The following is a 16,795-nucleotide window of genomic DNA, read 5'->3' as shown; positions in this document are numbered from 1 at the left end:
ATGAACAGGTTACAACGACTACTTAAAAATTCTGATTTACTCTTCGTATGCTGGTGTATGGTGGCCGCTTTCGGCACTTACTTTTGCATGTATGCGTTCCGGAAACCATTCAATACCGGTATTTATAGCGGTTATAGTATTGGCATCCTGGATTATAAAGTGCTGCTGATCATTTCACAGGTGTTAGGGTATATGGTATCAAAGTTTATTGGTATCAAAGTGATTGCAGAACTGAAACCTGCCAACCGGCAAAAGCTGATCATCAGTCTTATTCTTTTTGCAGAAATATCCCTCGTGTTATTTGGTATGGTGCCGGCGCCCTATAATTTCTTTTGCCTTTTCCTGAATGGACTTCCGCTGGGTATGGTATGGGGTGTTATTTTTAGCTACCTGGAAGGACGACGCTTTACAGAAGTGCTCAGCATGGGACTGAGCACCAGCCTGATCATCTCTTCCGGTTTTTTGAAAACCATTTACCTCCAGGTACATGGTATTTTCCCGTTTTTAACCGAATTCTGGATGCCAGCGGTAGTAGGGTTGGTTTTCCTTCCTTTTTTCCTCTTGTTCGTATGGATGCTGTCTGTCATCCCTGCTCCAACAGAAAAGGATATCCAGGCCAGGTCTAAACGACTGCCAATGGATAAAGAAGACAAGAAAAAGGTATGGCGTCAGTATAGATGGGGACTTATCGGGATCATTATTGTATATGCTCTCCTCACCATGCTGCGGGATTTCAGGGATAATTTTTCCGTGGAAGTATGGAGTGAACTGGATAAAGGCTGGCGCCCGGATGTATTTGCAAAAACTGAAAGTATCTCTGGTGCCATTGTACTTATTGCTATTGGTTGCCTGTCGGCTGTGAAAAAAAGCCTCACTGCCTTCTGGTGTACTTTCGGATTAATATTGGCCGGGCTGGTGTTAAGCGGACTATCAACACTCTTTTTTCAACTGCAATGGCTATCTCCATTTTGGTGGATGCTGTTGCTGGGAATGGGATTATTCCTCGCATATATTCCCATCCAGATCGCAATTTTTGAACGGCTTATTGCTGTTTTCCGGATCAAAGCCAACGCAGGTTTTTTTGTATACACCTGCGATTCCATTGGCTACATGGGTAGCGTAGGACTGCTACTGTATAAGGAGTGCTTCGATCATAACCATAGCTGGACAACCATGCTGATGAATTTTTCCTATCTGCAAACAACCATTGCCATCGGCGTGTTGGTGCTCACCGCGCTGTTCTTTTACCGTAAAACACACCGGCAGCAGCAAACAGCTGCAGCACCCGCATCCATCTCATCTTAATACAATAAAAATTAATGCTACAGAACAATGAAAATTAAATTATTACTATGCCTGGCAGGATTAATAATGGGCCTGTCATCAATGGCGCAACAACCACATGCCACACAAAATATTATCTATATCTCCATCGATGGTTATCGTTGGAAAGAACTGTTCAGAGGCGCTGAACACGCATTGCTCGTAAATAAAAAATATAATGAAGATACTGCCCGTAACCTGAAAAAATATTGGGCAGAAGATCCGGTGGAGAGAAGAAAATTGCTCATGCCATTCACCTGGAATTATATTGCGCAACATGGACAACTGTATGGTAACCGCGATCTCGGCAATAATGTAAACGTACGCAATAAAGCCTGGATCTCTTATCCCGGTCGCGCTGAAACGCTTTCAGGATATGCGGATCCGGCTATTACCTCCAATGGTCATCCGGACAACCCCAACGAAACAGTGCTCGAATTCCTCAACAAACAAACAGGATTTAAGGACAAAGTAGTGACGTTTGCCTCATGGGATGCCGTGGCGAAAATTGTGAACCGCAACCGTACCGGGATGCTGGTGAATATTCCTTTTGATAACCTTACCGGTGAACATCTTTCGGAAGCGGAGAAGCTCGCCAGTGAAACACAGCATTATGCACCAAAGATCTGGGGAGATGGAGAACGCCTGGATGCCAACACATACGCCATCGCACGGTCGTATATTTTCGCTCATCATCCACGTGTGGTGTATCTTGATCTCGCAGATACCGACGACTATGCACACGACGGAAAATATGATGCCTACCTCGAAGCCATTCATAATATTGATGCCATGATTGCCAGCCTTTGGAAAGGATTACAGGAAGATAATTTCTACCGCAATAAAACAACCTTCATCATTGTACCCGACCATGGCCGTGGTGATGATCATCAATGGACCAGCCACGGTTCCTCTATTCCTCATGCCAACGATACCTGGCTGATGGTGCTGGGACCAGATACGGCTCCATCAGGAGAAATAAAAACGGCCCAACAACTTTACCAGGACCAGTTTGCCAAAACGCTGGCTGCTTTCCTGGGCTTTAATTTCACCAGCACACATCCGGTAGGAGAAGCCGTAACCAGTGTTTTAGGAAAATAATGATGAAGAAGAAAATATTTCTGATGTGGGCCTGTATAGTATGCTGTACAACGATTGTTGCGCAACAACCTGTATACACCCTCGATTTTGATAGCCATAATTTTAAGTATCCCGTTCTGGCAGATTCGGAAGCAGTATATACTGTGGACCTACAGCAGCCACAATTTGTAAAAGGACTTAGCGGGTATGCCCTGGACCTTTCTGCCAACGCTATTTTGAGACGCCCGGTAAAACCAGGTAAAACGGAGTTGCCTCCATTTACCAGCAACACTTCCTTTACGGTACAGGTGTGGGTGAAAACATTGCCTGGTGCGCTCATGGGAACACCCATCATGGGAAATAAAAAAGCAGATGACCCTGCCACCTCAGGGTGGCAAATCTATTCCCAGGAGAACGGCGCCTGGGCACTGCTGCTAAATGATGGCAAAAAAAGATATGATTATAAGCCTACCGCTCCGCGGCAAAAGATCAATGACGGCGCCTGGCACCAGATCGTTTTTACGGTAAGGCGCGATAAACAGGAAGTATGGATTTATTTTGACGGTCGCAACGTAGCCATTTACAACACGCCCGGTGCAGGAAGCTTTGAAAGTGAAAATGCTACGGTTATCGGTGGATCAGATGAAAAATGGGAATATGGTTCCAACGCGCAATGGAATGCCTTTAATGGCTTTATTGACGAGGTAAAGATCTGGAACCAGGTCATCACGCCGGAAGCCGTACGCCAGTTATACACCACCTGGTTCCCGGGAACACCTGCGGAGGAACCCCCGGCGCCCAGGCAACTGAAAGTGCTCTCCTGGAATATATGGCATGGCGGCCATCGTTACGGTCAGTATGTAGGCTTACAACGACTGATAGAAACGATTAAATCCAGCCAGTCAGATGTGATTGGCCTGGTGGAAACCTATGGCTCGGGTGAAGTGATCGCCGATTCACTCGGCTATTACTTTTACCTGATCAGTTCCAATCTTTCTATCCTCAGTAAATATCCATTTACAACAACTTTTATTTCGGATAAACCATCCAATAGCGGTGGCGCTAAACTGAAGCTGGCGCCGGGAAAAGAGCTTATTTACTTTAATACCTGGCTGCATTATCTCCCGGATTATGGTGATAGCATTGTGAATAAACACAAGCTACCTGCAGAACTGATCGCCGATGAAGCCGGAACACGACAAGCTGAAATAACCAGTATCCTTGAAAATATACAACCGTTTATTAAAAATGCAAATCATGTTCCGGTGTTGTTGGCAGGCGACTTCAACATGGGTTCACATCTTGATTGGACGCCTGCTACCAGCGCCATTCATTACGGTATTGCCGTTGAATGGCCGCAGAGTAAAGCAGTACTGAATGCCGGCTTCACCGACAGCTACCGGAAACTGCACATCAACCCACTGCTGGATCCCGGTTTCACGTGGACGCCACGTGCGGCCACCTCTTCTACGCGGTACGGCCTGAGAGACCGGATCGATTTTATTTACTACCAGGGAGCAAAGCTGCATCCCATTGAGTCGCGCGTAATAGATTATCACCCGGTTATGTTTCCTTCGGATCATGCGGCCGTGATGACTGTTTTTGAATGGGTAGAAGAGAAGTAAATAGTTGCGTGGTATTCCTGATGGGGTAGATAAAAAATCATTAATTTTCCATACGAGCCGGTGCATTTGGCTCGTATGAATCTCAATGGTAAGTGTATGCAAACAATGGCAATACAGTATTGTAAAAAATGTAAAAGCTGGAGTCTTCTTACAACTGTGTTTCTCTTGATATTAGTGCAGGATATTAAATCACAGACAATGGTCGATAGTAGTCTGATAAAAGCAATAAACACCTATCATCTGGGAGATAGTATTGGTCATTATAAAGGATTTGTTCCAATTAAAGAAGTTGAAAAAAAATTGAATGTTAGCCTGTTTTTCTTCCCCTTTAAAATAGACTACTTTCTGGTTCCCGAACAGTTGCCGGTTGGTATTGATCACCTGGGCATTTCAGTAGTTAATAATACAATTTCTGGTGTTCATTTTCTTTTAACAGACACCAGTTCAATTTTACCTGCGCTGGAAGCAGCATATGGTAAATGTGATGTGACGTTTACCGGAATAGGTGATGGTTACGGATACAATTGGAAGAAAAGTCCTTGTATTAGTTATACTAATACTTCAACACCATATACCACCAAAAATAAAAAGACAGTTATATCAGTATTCCGATGTGATCAATTGAAACAAATCGTTGTTAAATCCGTTTCAAAGTACATAAAGGATTAGTTGCTTTTACGTCCTCCGGGATGGGAGTTAGCCAAGCCATGTGCGCTGCTGTACCTGTTTCTTTGATATGGAAGCGCACATGGCTTTGTCCCCAACAGCGATGGCCGCTGTTCCCATTCTGGTTAATTTGCAAATCAGTTTATCACTGATTAACCATTGCCATCGCACCTTCGCTGTAACGGGCGCCAATATTCGGATATTTCGCAGCTATTGCATCAATCAACGCCAGTTCCTGACCGGTCAATTGAACCTCAACAGCACCGGCATTTTCTTCGAGATATTTTCTCCTTTTGGTGCCGGGGATCGGGATGATATCATCGCCTTGCGCCAATACCCAGGCTAACGCCAATTGCGCGGGAGTACAGTTTTTATCTTTGGCCAACAGGGCGAAATCGGCAACCAGCCGGGCATTATTTTCTGCATGCTCTCCATGACTGCGTGGCAACGTTCGCCTGAAATCATCTTCAGCAAGACTATTGAGATCGAGTACATTGGAAAATAGTCCTCTTGCCAGCGGGGCATAAGGAACCAGGCTGATTTGTAACTCCCTGGTAGTTTTCAGGACTTCGCCTTCTACATCACGGGCCAGCAATGAATATTCGGTTTGCAGGGCAGCAATCGGGTGGATCGCATTTGCCTTGATAATGGAAGCGGGCGATGCTTCGCTCAGGCCGATATAACGGACCTTGCCTTCTTTCACAAGATCAGCCATGGCGCCTACTGTTTCTTCAATCGGTACATTCGGATCAACCCGGTGGGCATAGTACAAATCAATGGTGTCAATTTTCAGGCGTTTAAGGCTTTGTTCCACGGCAATTTTTATCCAGGCAGGGGAACCATCAAAAAATGTATTTGCTGTGCCGCTATGCCCCGCTACACCATTTTTGAACCGAAAGCCAAACTTCGTGGCGATGAATACTTTTTCCCGGTTAGGAACCAATACTTTTGAGATGAGCTCCTCATTCGCTCCATTGCCGTACATATCAGCCGTATCCCAAAAGTTGATGCCCAGGTCCAATGCCTTTTCAAGGGTGGCTACGTTTTCCTTTTCATCTGCCGGGCCGTAAGCAAAGCTCATACCCATGCAGCCAAGGCCGATAGCTGACAACTGTTCATTCGTTTTTCCCAGATTTCTGTATTGCATAATTATCAAATTTTATTCTATGCAAAAGTAGAAATGGGAAGAATCGTTTGTTTATAACAATCAAACGGATACTTACACTATTCAAACAGCGATGTTGCGAAGTTGATTGGGCGACATGCCGGTGTGTTTTTTGAAGAAATTGGTAAAATATGAGGGATACTCGAACCCCAAACCGTATGCGATGTCCGCAATATTCCAGTCTGTATGCTGCAGAAGGGCCCTTCCTTCTTTCGCTATCCGGGCAGCGATCTGTTCAGAAGTCGTTTTCCCTGTGGCTTCCTTTACAGAGCGGTTCAGGTGATTAACATGCACTGACAGCGCACGCGCGTAATCAGCCGGCGTTTTCAGCGACAAACTTACTAATGGCGAATCTATTGGAAATTGCCGCTCCAGCAGCTCCAGGAATAGCCCCGAAACCCGCGCCGAAGCATTGGCATATGCGCCAAAATTATCGGCTGGATTGGATTTCATCGCCTCATGGATCAGCAGGTGCAAATAACTACGCAATACGTCATATTTCTGCGCGTAGCTGGACGCCATTTCCGCCATCATCTTTTGAAAGATGGCAGAAATTTCCTGCAGCTGTGCCTCGTCAGGAAAGAAAATAGGATTGCTCCCTATTTTAAAGAGTGGGGAATCCCGCAGGCTTTCTACGCGTTCCGTATGCTGGATAAAACCTTCCGTAAACAGGCAGTACCATCCGGATTGCTGCTCAGACTCCGGTTCCCAGGAATAGGGGACTACCGGATTTGAAAAAAGCATGGCAGGGCGATCTATCTGCACCCACTTGTCCGCATAATAGAGCTTGCCCTTCCCTATGATCAGAGATGCCTTATAAAAATCCCGGCGACTATAGGGGGAAACAACAGCACAAGCCTCCCGGCTAAAGACATTAAAATGCCCTATCCCCGCATTATTTGCTGATTGCAACGAGGTAGCCTGCCTGGGCAGTCTGTTGTAAAAATCCTCTACACTTTCTGTCGTTTTCATAATATAAAATTATAAAAATCAAACGTAGTTCCAAAAGGAGATTTACCTCATTTTTAATTATATCCTCGGGAAAATCACGTAAAAAGAAAACAAGTGATCCGGAAGGAGTAATGTTTCGAAATTAAAGTTATCTGTCAGATTAAATACAGTCTTTTACACACAAAAAAGCTATTGTTAATCTATTGTCTTTCAAATAGCCGCAACGGCTACCGAATATAGTTTGCCGGTAGAAGGGCTAACACTGTACCTTATTGAACAACATAAAAAGATCGCTGCCCCGGAAGAATGGAAAGAGCAACAGGGAAAAAAGAATAATAAGTCTCAGTTAAGATATTACCACGATGGTTCCAGCTCCCGACTATCCTGGTAAAGCAATATCCCGGAAACACATTCGAAGGAAATTTGCTCCTATTTGCAGGTTTGCTTATATTAGTTTAACCACTGTACTAATCAGCCCCAGGGCCCAAATAAAGCATAATGAAATTAGCACCTACCCAGACGTTTAAAATCCAGGATGCCGGACAAAAACAATTTCACAGGATCGTACTCTTAAATACAGGAACCGTTGTGGGATATTATTCGCAGGACGACAAGTGCTTTTTAGAGTGGTTTAAAGGAAATGAAATTGTGGAAACAAAGGTCGATGAAATAGCCTGTGATGTTTTCGAAACCCCGGCTTTCTTCCATTTTCAAAACTATGTAGGGCTTTATTCTTCCAAAAGTGACATCGTCGTTCTATATGGCGAAAACAATAAAAACACTCCTGCCAGGATTTCGATCACTAATCATCTTCCTAAAACAAAGTATCCAAATTTCGATAGACCCCTGTCTAATTACCATTTGGCCGGCAACACGGATACCAACATAATACCTATACTTTTCACCAATGCAGGCATGTTACCTATATATGCAGCCAACCTGCAGGTTGATGTAGAAAAGGGGACCGCCAGTTGGCTGGATTTAAAATACTGGAACAACAAACAACCGATCGCCCTGGAAAACGAAAGGTTCGATAAGCCCCAAAAACCATTTACAATCTTGCATGCGCTGAATAAAAAGAATGTTTCATTCCTGTATGGGATCGGCGACAGGGATGGCGGTTATTTAAAGCCGGGGATGGAGTTCTCGGAATTAAGTACGGTAGATGAAAAAGGAACGGTAAAGGAGACATTATTTTCTCTGGGGAGATTGTACAAAGAGTTAAAAAAGGGAGGTAAAGAATGCACATTCTCTTCATCGGGCAAGTATGCCATACTGACGCCGGCATTTAAATCAGACGATTGGAAAAACAAACAGAAATTATTAGAGCTGGATAGTAAACAGCTTATAGACCTGGAACTTCCGAAAGCGCTTTCGGATTACCGGGTAATTGATCATAATAATGAAGCATTTTTGTTGGTGAATCGGCATCCCAACCTGGTATTTGCCGGTACTGATAGTATTATTATTTGTAAGGCGCAATAGCCGTTTATGGAAGATTATCCTGTCTTATTTGTTTCTGAATGTTTGAAGGATCATTTACCCAAAGTAGTAGTGGATTCCGAAGGGAGACGCTATGATATACCTACGCAAAAATGTGCTGACGGTGGCTTCGATATGACAGTATCACTGGAAGGGCTAAACGACGAACTAGTCGTTGGCCATTCATGTCACTGTCGTGATAAAAAAGTTGAAGATACCGTAAAGATTAACTGGACGGACTTCTCGCAGATTAAAGAGGAAGACAGAAAAAAGTATTGCTATTCATTTTCAGGACAAAATTTATTCTTCCTTAGTTTATTTCAGCTGGCAGAAGATTTGAGCCAGATCGGAGTTGAACACGCAAATGGCTAAAAATGAAAACAATATGTCAAAAACGGGTGAGTGAATTCGAAAAATGGGCATAAAAAAACCGTTGCGAATCTATTGCCTTTCAAATAGTTGCAACGGTTTAGTATCCCAGATGGGAGTTATTGGGAACATATAATGTTTTTACTATTAGAAATGGAGTCATTTCATCTTTGCCTTTGAAATGGCGGAAGAATACCACCAGGACTTATTTTAGTGCCAGTTTGCAGGAATCAGCCCAGTACCTTTTATATAACGTTTTGCCGTAAAAGTTACAACTTGATAATATAACGAAACCTCAAAACGCAACTTTCATCCCAAATTCGCCCTGTTCATCCCATCGGAGAAGGTCCGTTAACAGGAAATTATATCATTGTCTTATCTTCTAAATTCATACATGATGAGGTCAATGATTATCGGAATAATTTGCCTGTTATCTGTCGGTGCTCGAGCCCAGGACAGGGATTTCGCGTTTAAAAACTATTTTGATACCCTTTCGACGCATCAGCTTTACGATGGTGGTATTGCATTGGCGGAAAACGGGCATAAGGTATATGCTTTTTCAGGTGGATATGCGAATTACGCCACGCACCAGAAGAATACGGAGCAGTCGCGTTTTAACCTTGCGTCTATTTCCAAAATATTCACTTCTACTGCCATTCTTCAGTTAAAAGACAAAGGAAAGCTAAAGTTGGAAGATGAAGTCAGCAGGTATCTTCCCGGCTTTCCATTTCCCGGCGTTACTTTACGTCATCTGTTAACACACACTTCAGGTTTACCCAACCTGGAGCTATTTGACGAATTAGTGAAGCAATATCCTGATACGGTCATCACAAATGCTGATGTGTTGCCTTTGTTAAAGCAATGGACAAAAGGGCTGTATTTTAAACCGGGAGATGAGTTCAGGTATTGTAACACTGGCTTTAATCTGCTGGCTTTGATCGTAGAAAAGGTGTCCGGACTAGATTTTCCTGCATACGCGGAGAAGTATATTTTTAAACCGGCGGGTATGAAAAATACTTATATCACAGGTATTAATCATGCTTATGATACTTTGGTGGTAAAACAACAGGTGAAACCAACCTTCTATGATACGGCCTGGCTGCAGGCCAATAAAGTAGCTCGTTACCGATATTCGGAGTATAACAACAGCGGGAGTGTTGGGTCCTCCAATGTAATCACTACAATGGATGATATGTTGAAATTCGATAACGTTTTTTTTCTTGGGAAATTAATATCGCTTTCCTCTGTGGAAGAGGCTTTTGCTCCAGTCAAACTAAATAATGGAAAGGAATATGAAGCGCATATGGATACGATGTTAGGAGATGGTGTTGGACAATATGGACTGGGCTGGGAAATATTTAGAATGCCAGGATACGGAAAAGGAGTAGGACATGGAGGATTCAAATTTGGACTGGCCACTTTCTACTATCATAACCTTAGCAGCAAACAGACAATCGTCGCTTACACAAACGGCAATAGCGCACTGGGAGATAATGTGACCTCCTGTTTGTATATGCTGAATGGAAAACCCTCAATTCCTCTGTTCTTAAAGAAGTCTGCTGTCCGCGAATATGCCAGGGCATTGATGGAACAGGGGACAGATCATGCTGCCTGTATATTACATCTTTGTATGGCAGACAGCACAAACTATTACTTTAATACAAAAGAAGTAAATTTCCTGGGATATGATTTCCTTTACGAGTCTAAGGCCCGGAAGCATTTGCAATGGGCATTGGAAACATTTAAGCTCAATACGTTCCTGCAGCCGGCTGATTTCAATACTTACGACAGTTACGCGGAGGCATTGTTGGAAGCCGGGTATCGGGAAGATGCCATAAGCATGTATAAGAAATCACTGGAACTTAATCCTGCCAGCACAGATGGAATAAAGGCTATGAAGAAACTGGGACAGATGTAAAGACTTATTGATACGCCGGGTATCTGATCTGTTTAAGCGCTCAGGAATTATGATCCAGCACGGCGTTGCTCGGCATTAGACAAATATATTTTGATTCCTAAAGCCTTCCTGCCAGTTTTGGGAAACAATGTGTTTGGCTAATATGTCGTACACTTTTGAGACGTTTTACTTATTGGGAATATGTTCTTTTGTAAATTGATAGGCAAGATATAAGTCGTCTATAGAGATATAGCAATTCTATTACAAACAAAAAAGGCACCGACGGTAGTCGATGCCTTTTCAAAACTTAAGAGCGTCTGCTCTAAAAGTACCCCAGATGGGAGTTATTTGGAAAATGTCCTCTCTTTTTTATCTGAAATATATGGTATTGTGATTGCCATTGCGGATATTTAATGTTTCCATTCTTCTTGCCACTTCTTAAATTCGGAAGGGCGAACAAGATATCTGGCGAAATTACCTTCATGTAGCGATAGTAACTCTGATTCTACCACTTCGATTAACTTATTCCTCTCCACCTCTGGTAATTCCTGGGCCTGATCTTGTATGTATGGCTCTACCTGGGGTTTGGCCATTGCCTCGGATATTATTTTATGGATGATGGATCTGATTTGATCGCGGTATTTAAGCCGGAATGGATCAGGCTCACCCAGCGATTGTCTGAGTACAGCGTATTGTGCAGCAGAACGTTCATAAGCCCAAAGGAAAACGTCTTTCAATAACTCAATTCTATTTAGTTCGTAAACTCCGATTAATCCTTTCGTATACAATTCATTTGGGACATCGATAAAAGATAAAGGAGCCAGGTTGTGTTTATTCAAAGAAATATTAGACGCTAATCTGGATACTCTTTTATTTACATCATCAAAAGGTTGCAAATAGGGAAGATGCACCATGATAAAAAATGCTTGTTCGAAAGGGTTCTCAATTTGAGATGCTTTGTCAAGTATTAGATCAAACATTTCTTCAATGAGCTGGGGGACGGCTAGTGGAGTATATATGCTGTTTTGAATGCCTACAGCAATATGTCTTAGCCTCCCTGATGCAGCAGGATTGGGTAAAAGATTGTTGGACAGTAGTGAATGAAGGTTTAGCAGGGTATACCTGTTAAACCCAATTTCATCAGCTAATTGCACAATGAATTCAATAGCATCCTTGTGATTCAGGATCATTTGGGCTTCTTTCGCAGACTTGTTGTCCGCTACATGTCCGGAAGAAATCAGTCGTTCAGTGTCCAAGAGGGAATAGGTATTACCTTCCAGGCGGCTGGAGTTCCAGGATAAGTCTATCAATAGCCTGTTGAGAATTTCTTTCGCATAAGTGCCTGCCGGTTCATTTAGTCTGGCAGTATTACCTAGAGCCGCCAGCTTTTGCAGTTCTGTTGCAGATAGATAATTAGTAATATTGGGTTGATACTTCTCTAAGAAACTACGATTATAACCTACCGGGGGACGTTGTTGTACCGGCTTTTGTACAATTGCAAGAATTTCATGAGCAGAACCGGATAATAAAATATCGGTAAAACTGTTTCCATTTTCTAACTTATTTTGACTAGCCAGATGATAGCGAAGTCCCCGGGTTTGACCTGTAGTTGTTACATAGCCGGATGTACGTAAATCATTCAACCGTCTTTGTAAGGTGCGTGTATTTAACTGTAGACCACTCCGAGAAATAATATTCTCAATGGATGCTCCATTTGGGAATTGACTAAGTACATTTAATAATACATCATTTACAGCGCTGATTTGGGCCATGACTTATTGCGACATTTTCTGTTAATTTACGACATTATTACGACATTTTCTGTCGTAAATAGTCATTTGAGTTATTAGTTTTTCTAATACATATTTTAATTAAAAAATATTATATATATTTAAGTTGTTTATTATTAATAAATTAATGATTTTCTGGTTGATTTTTCTACTAATTTCATTTGGGGCATAAAAAACACCCATATCTATTATACTTCAAGTAGCCGCGGCGGTTTAAAGTATCTGAGAATATCAGCGAACCAATTTATTCAGGAGATGCTGAATATCAGCGATTATTTAGCGAAAAAGGTAAGAAGTAATTTTCCCAAACGAAAATTGTTCATTTCAGCTGAGGCCAACATTAAGTGACGTTGATATGCAATTTTTAAGCAGACCATGACTGGGCAAAATCAGCAATTTACTTTCATGTAAGAAGTTTAAAGTCACTCCTGATAGGTTGGCCCATCGTAGAACCTGAATCCATCTCCGTCATCAATGTAAGAATAGTCGCCCTCATCAACAACTGCATCTAAGTAATAATCAAATCTTAATTCAAGACGTTCTGTTTTTATGTTGTCAAGCCCATTTCCATTATGACCATGAAATGGGCCACCCTTATCAAAATTATAATTATCCCCTTGTATAGTTTGACAGTGTATACATGTATTTACCCAAACATTCTTTTTTAATGTTTTGGAATATGTATTTTGGAAAAAAGGGAAACGTTTTTTTAATATATCAATCAAATCATTGTCTATAGAGTTGATATCGCAGAAAAAAGCAGGACGGTCATATTTTTCCCATAATACATCTTTCGGAGAGTGAAAAGCAGTAGTAAAATAGTTTTTTGAGCCAAATGCGATCAGAGGAGTTTCCTTATGACACTTCCAGCATTTTCGATTGTCCTTTGCAACAAAATACGGGTATTTAATAATACAACCTCCGAGTGATGGCAGTGGTAGCCATGGCTTAAATGGATTTATATTCACAATACTATCAGGAATAGCCCAGACCTTTACATCTGGAATCCATATAGCACCTAATTTTTTTGCGTCATCTTTCTGGTTAAAAGGTACATTAAGTTTAATGGGCATGATGGATGATTTAATATGTTATAAAAAACGTAGTATTTGTTTTCTTCCGGTGTAATAATAAAGGTAACGTTGAAATGCACTTTCAGGACGGAGTGCGTTGATATTGAGATGATCAACTTAATGTTTCTATAAGTAATATAAACAAAAAAAGGCACCGATTTACATCGATGCCTTCTAAACGCGTCTGCGTTGTACCCCAGATGGGAGTCGAACCCACACTTGCATTGCTGCAAACGGGATTTTAAGTCCCGCGTGTCTACCAATTCCACCACCAGGGTGTGTAGGGAATCTTACACAGAGCGAAAGACCGGGCTCGAACCGGCCACCCCGACCTTGGCAAGGTCGTGCTCTACCAAATGAGCTACTTTCGCTTGAAATGAAGAACTTTACAACGTTTTTAGCTATCTGCTTTTTTCGTTGGGATTGCAAAGATAGGATTCTTTTTGAAGTTGCAAAATTTTTTTCTGCCTGAATTAAAATATTTTATAAATCTCTTTTTTTTAAACTGTATTTACGGATTCAGATCATAACTGTATTTCACCATCCCTAACAGCTCCTTTCCTTTGCCATAACAGGTTTCCTTCAAAGGTAATCCATTCGGCTGATACTCATACGCCCAAATAGTATAAGACGACGTTTGTGCGTTCACGGTAGTCATCTTTATCACCTGTCCCTGTGCATTGTACTCAAAAATATAATCCGGTAGCATACGCTTCTTCGCAGGCTGATAGCGATATACATCTGTTAAACGACCAGATTTGTCGTAGTTATAGTAGGTACGTTTACGCTGACGCTGATCAAACTCCTCAGTAACATGACCAAGACTGTCTGTTTTAAATGCAATAACGGTAGAATCACTGCCGTTTCCCTTCTTCTGTATCATTTGCTGTAATCGCCCGGCAGCATCATAGCTATAGCTCCTCGTTTCATCGAAACGCATTTTGCTTTGCAATGCAATAGAAGTGCTGCTGATATATTGCAGCAGACCTTCGTTGTTATACCGGTATAAAGTAGTGGTCACACTGGCCGAAGAGCTATCCACGGTTTTGGTGAGCTGCCCTTTGGTGGAAAAAGAAGAGGTCATGGCAGAATAGCCGGTAGAGCTGGACTGCGTTTGCGCCCTCATCTGGTGATAAGTAGGACTCAAACTACGTTCACAGCGAAAGTCAGGATCCATTTCCATATTGGCGTCCAGGGTTTGTACCTTCTGGGTCTTTACCTTATTGCCTTTCAGCAACGCCATGGTGGCAATAGTCTGTTGTGTGTTGTAGATATCCTGGAAGTAATATTGACAAAACCCCCTGCCTGCAAATGCCAGCATCCCCAGTGCCAGTAGAATCGTTTTCTTCATGAACGTAAAAATCGCTGATTTTTAATTGTGACAAAGGTAAAACGCAAAAATCATATTAAAATTTTTTAACCGTACACTTCTGGAAGATAATTCGTAATTTCTTCTTTATCTTGTACCCTTTTTTGAGCACAACAACCATCTAAATCACTTGAAAACACAACCTTTACGAGAGGATAAACACTGTCTCAACTGCGGCACGGAAGTCCCCGAGCGCTTTTGTACCCACTGCGGACAGGAAAATACCGTGCCTCACGAAACCTTTGGCCACCTTTTCAAACACTTTGTGGCAGATATTTTCCATTACGACTCCCAGTTGCTCATCACACTCAAATCCCTGTTTTTCAGGCCTGGATTCCTTTCCAGGGAATATATGGCAGGCAGGAGAGTACGTTATGTGAACCCGATCAAATTATACGTCTTTGTATCTTTTGTCTTTTTCTTCGGCGTTTTTACCCTTCACTCCAAACATAGCGAAGGAGAGGAGGAGGAAACAGAAGAAACAAAACCGCTGGCTTCTACCAGGTTCACAAAAGACAGCGTCAGGATATTAACCGTTGATGAAGGCCTTGACCAGGCCCTTGCCGGTGATACCTCCGGGAGAACGAAGAAAATCCGGAAGTTCGCAAAAGGTTTCGAGGGCTATAACTCGGTGAAATCATTCGATTCTGCCCAGGCGGCACTGCCGGAAAGCGAACGTTTCCACGGCTCATCACGACTCTTCTTCCGGCGTATGGCGGAAATCCGTCATAAATACGGGAAGAACTACCAGGCAGCCATCGTAGATATGTTTACGCACAACCTGCCGAAATTAATGTTCCTGCTGCTGCCACTGTTTGCGTTGTTCATGAAATGGATGTACGACCGCAAAAGATGGCTCTATGCAGATCATGCCATCTTCGCCATCCACCTGCATTCTTTCGCCTTTATTGTGCTGTTGTTTGGGTTTATATGGGAAGCCATCTTCCACAGCGACCTGTTTATGTCCATCGCTTACTGGTTGATCTTCCTGTACCTGATACGTGCGCTGATGAATAACTATGGCCAAAACTTCTTTAAGTCGTTTTGGAAGGCCATTGGGCTGCTGGCAGCCTATTTTGCAGCTGCAGTATTCGTATTTTTAGGCTTCCTGTTCCTTATTTTTAGCATATTTCTTTAACTTTAAAGATGAACCCGGAATACATTATCATACACCAGCAAGTGGCGCCCTTTGTGGCCCACATCCAGTTAAACCGCCCAAAAGAACTGAATGCATTGAACCTGCAACTCATGGGCGAGCTAAGAGATGCACTGAAAATGCTCGATGCAGATGAACAGGTGAGGGTGATTGTACTCAGTGGCAACGAAAAAGCTTTCGCAGCCGGCGCTGATATCAAACAAATGGCCGATAAAACAGCCATCGATATGTATAATATCGACCAATTCAGTACCTGGGACGCCATCAAAAAAATAAAGAAACCGATCATTGCCGCCGTAAGTGGCTTCGCCCTTGGCGGTGGCTGCGAACTCATGATGTTGTGCGATATGATTGTGGCCAGCGAAACCGCCCGCTTCGGACAACCGGAAATTAAACTGGGCGTAATGCCCGGTGCCGGCGGTACCCAACGCCTTACCCGCGCCGTGGGAAAAGCACTCGCCATGGAAATGGTGCTTACCGGTCGCTTTATCACCGCATCCGAAGCATTACAAGCCGGCTTAATTAATCGTGTAGTCCCCGTAGAGCTATTTTTAAAGGAAGCAGTAAAGTTGGCCAGCGAAACAGCTGCCATGAGTCCTATTGCCCTTAAAATGGCCAAAGAAGCCGTTCTTAAAACATTTGATACTTCCCTGGAAGAAGGATTACATTTTGAACGTAAGAATTTTTATCTTCTCTTTGCATCTGAAGATCAGCAGGAAGGCATGCAGGCTTTTATGGAAAAAAGACCACCTGTATTTAAAGGAAAGTGACACCCATTTTTATTGAAAACCATTAAACTTTTTTATTATCTGACTTGTTAACCTTCCACTGACATATTACTGTAGCTGC

General features: G+C 42.6%; 14 protein-coding genes and 2 tRNA genes. 9 read left to right on the top strand and 7 right to left on the bottom strand.

Annotated features, from left to right (window positions below):
• The 4 genes from AC5ZC7_RS21420 to AC5ZC7_RS21405 all read left to right on the top strand — a co-directional run bounded on the left by AC5ZC7_RS21420 (position 1) and on the right by AC5ZC7_RS21405 (position 4,697).
• Entirely contained in the window at positions 1-1,305 is a 1,305-nt protein-coding gene (locus AC5ZC7_RS21420; protein WP_496159008.1) for a DUF5690 family protein, read from the top strand.
• 27 nt (positions 1,306-1,332) lie between these two features.
• Positions 1,333-2,424 (top strand): alkaline phosphatase family protein, encoded by a 1,092-nt coding sequence (locus AC5ZC7_RS21415; RefSeq protein WP_496159009.1) that lies wholly within the window; start codon positions 1,333-1,335, stop codon positions 2,422-2,424.
• Positions 2,424-4,028 (top strand): LamG-like jellyroll fold domain-containing protein, encoded by a 1,605-nt coding sequence (locus AC5ZC7_RS21410; RefSeq protein WP_496159010.1) that lies wholly within the window; start codon positions 2,424-2,426, stop codon positions 4,026-4,028. The genes AC5ZC7_RS21415 and AC5ZC7_RS21410 overlap by 1 nt, the downstream gene beginning before the upstream one ends.
• 96 nt (positions 4,029-4,124) lie before the next feature.
• Positions 4,125-4,697 (top strand): hypothetical protein, encoded by a 573-nt coding sequence (locus tag AC5ZC7_RS21405; protein WP_496159011.1) that lies wholly within the window; start codon positions 4,125-4,127, stop codon positions 4,695-4,697.
• Between the two features lie 142 nt (positions 4,698-4,839).
• Here AC5ZC7_RS21405 and AC5ZC7_RS21400 read toward each other — a convergent pair whose 3' ends face one another.
• Together AC5ZC7_RS21400 and AC5ZC7_RS21395 are read right to left on the bottom strand one after the other, a co-directional pair.
• Complete coding sequence (locus tag AC5ZC7_RS21400) at positions 4,840-5,841, bottom strand: aldo/keto reductase (protein ID WP_496159012.1); 1,002 nt, start codon at positions 5,839-5,841, stop codon at positions 4,840-4,842.
• A gap of 81 nt (positions 5,842-5,922) precedes the next feature.
• Positions 5,923-6,831, bottom strand: a complete 909-nt coding sequence (locus AC5ZC7_RS21395; RefSeq protein ID WP_496159013.1) for a helix-turn-helix domain-containing protein — start codon at positions 6,829-6,831, stop codon at positions 5,923-5,925.
• Positions 6,832-7,308: 477 nt separating this feature from the next.
• Here AC5ZC7_RS21395 and AC5ZC7_RS21390 point away from each other — a divergent pair, with 477 nt between their 5' ends.
• From AC5ZC7_RS21390 to AC5ZC7_RS21380, 3 genes are all read left to right on the top strand, one after another.
• Positions 7,309-8,295: a hypothetical protein gene (locus AC5ZC7_RS21390; protein ID WP_496159014.1), complete on the top strand. Its 987-nt coding sequence runs from the start codon at positions 7,309-7,311 to the stop codon at positions 8,293-8,295.
• A 6-nt stretch (positions 8,296-8,301) separates the two neighbouring features.
• Positions 8,302-8,664 carry a hypothetical protein gene (locus tag AC5ZC7_RS21385; protein WP_496159015.1) on the top strand — a complete coding sequence of 121 codons (363 nt, stop codon included), beginning with the start codon at positions 8,302-8,304 and terminating at the stop codon, positions 8,662-8,664.
• 403 nt (positions 8,665-9,067) lie between these two features.
• Positions 9,068-10,579, top strand: coding sequence for a serine hydrolase (locus AC5ZC7_RS21380; protein ID WP_511911265.1), 1,512 nt, complete (start codon positions 9,068-9,070; stop codon positions 10,577-10,579).
• 389 nt (positions 10,580-10,968) lie between these two features.
• Here AC5ZC7_RS21380 and AC5ZC7_RS21375 read toward each other — a convergent pair whose 3' ends face one another.
• The 5 genes from AC5ZC7_RS21375 to AC5ZC7_RS21355 form a co-directional block, all read right to left on the bottom strand.
• On the bottom strand, positions 10,969-12,330 hold the full coding sequence (locus AC5ZC7_RS21375; RefSeq protein WP_496159017.1) for a Fic family protein: 1,362 nt from the start codon (positions 12,328-12,330) through the stop codon (positions 10,969-10,971).
• A gap of 440 nt (positions 12,331-12,770) precedes the next feature.
• Entirely contained in the window at positions 12,771-13,421 is a 651-nt protein-coding gene (locus AC5ZC7_RS21370) for a DUF5710 domain-containing protein (RefSeq protein ID WP_496159018.1), read from the bottom strand.
• Between the two features lie 192 nt (positions 13,422-13,613).
• Positions 13,614-13,699 (bottom strand) — tRNA-Leu (locus AC5ZC7_RS21365).
• A gap of 20 nt (positions 13,700-13,719) precedes the next feature.
• Positions 13,720-13,792: transfer RNA gene (locus AC5ZC7_RS21360), tRNA-Gly, on the bottom strand.
• 140 nt (positions 13,793-13,932) lie between these two features.
• Positions 13,933-14,772 (bottom strand): RHS repeat domain-containing protein, encoded by an 840-nt coding sequence (locus tag AC5ZC7_RS21355; protein WP_496159019.1) that lies wholly within the window; start codon positions 14,770-14,772, stop codon positions 13,933-13,935.
• Between the two features lie 148 nt (positions 14,773-14,920).
• On the opposite strand from AC5ZC7_RS21355, the gene AC5ZC7_RS21350 reads away from it, so the two are divergent.
• Together AC5ZC7_RS21350 and AC5ZC7_RS21345 are read left to right on the top strand one after the other, a co-directional pair.
• Positions 14,921-15,928: a DUF3667 domain-containing protein gene (locus AC5ZC7_RS21350; protein ID WP_496159020.1), complete on the top strand. Its 1,008-nt coding sequence runs from the start codon at positions 14,921-14,923 to the stop codon at positions 15,926-15,928.
• A gap of 8 nt (positions 15,929-15,936) precedes the next feature.
• Entirely contained in the window at positions 15,937-16,716 is a 780-nt protein-coding gene (locus AC5ZC7_RS21345; protein WP_496159021.1) for an enoyl-CoA hydratase-related protein, read from the top strand.
• Positions 16,717-16,795 lie beyond the last annotated feature (79 nt).

The sequence above is a fragment of the Chitinophaga sp. 9-1-y genome, assembly GCF_059511905.2.
This window is presented reverse-complemented; position numbering and strand designations above follow the sequence as displayed.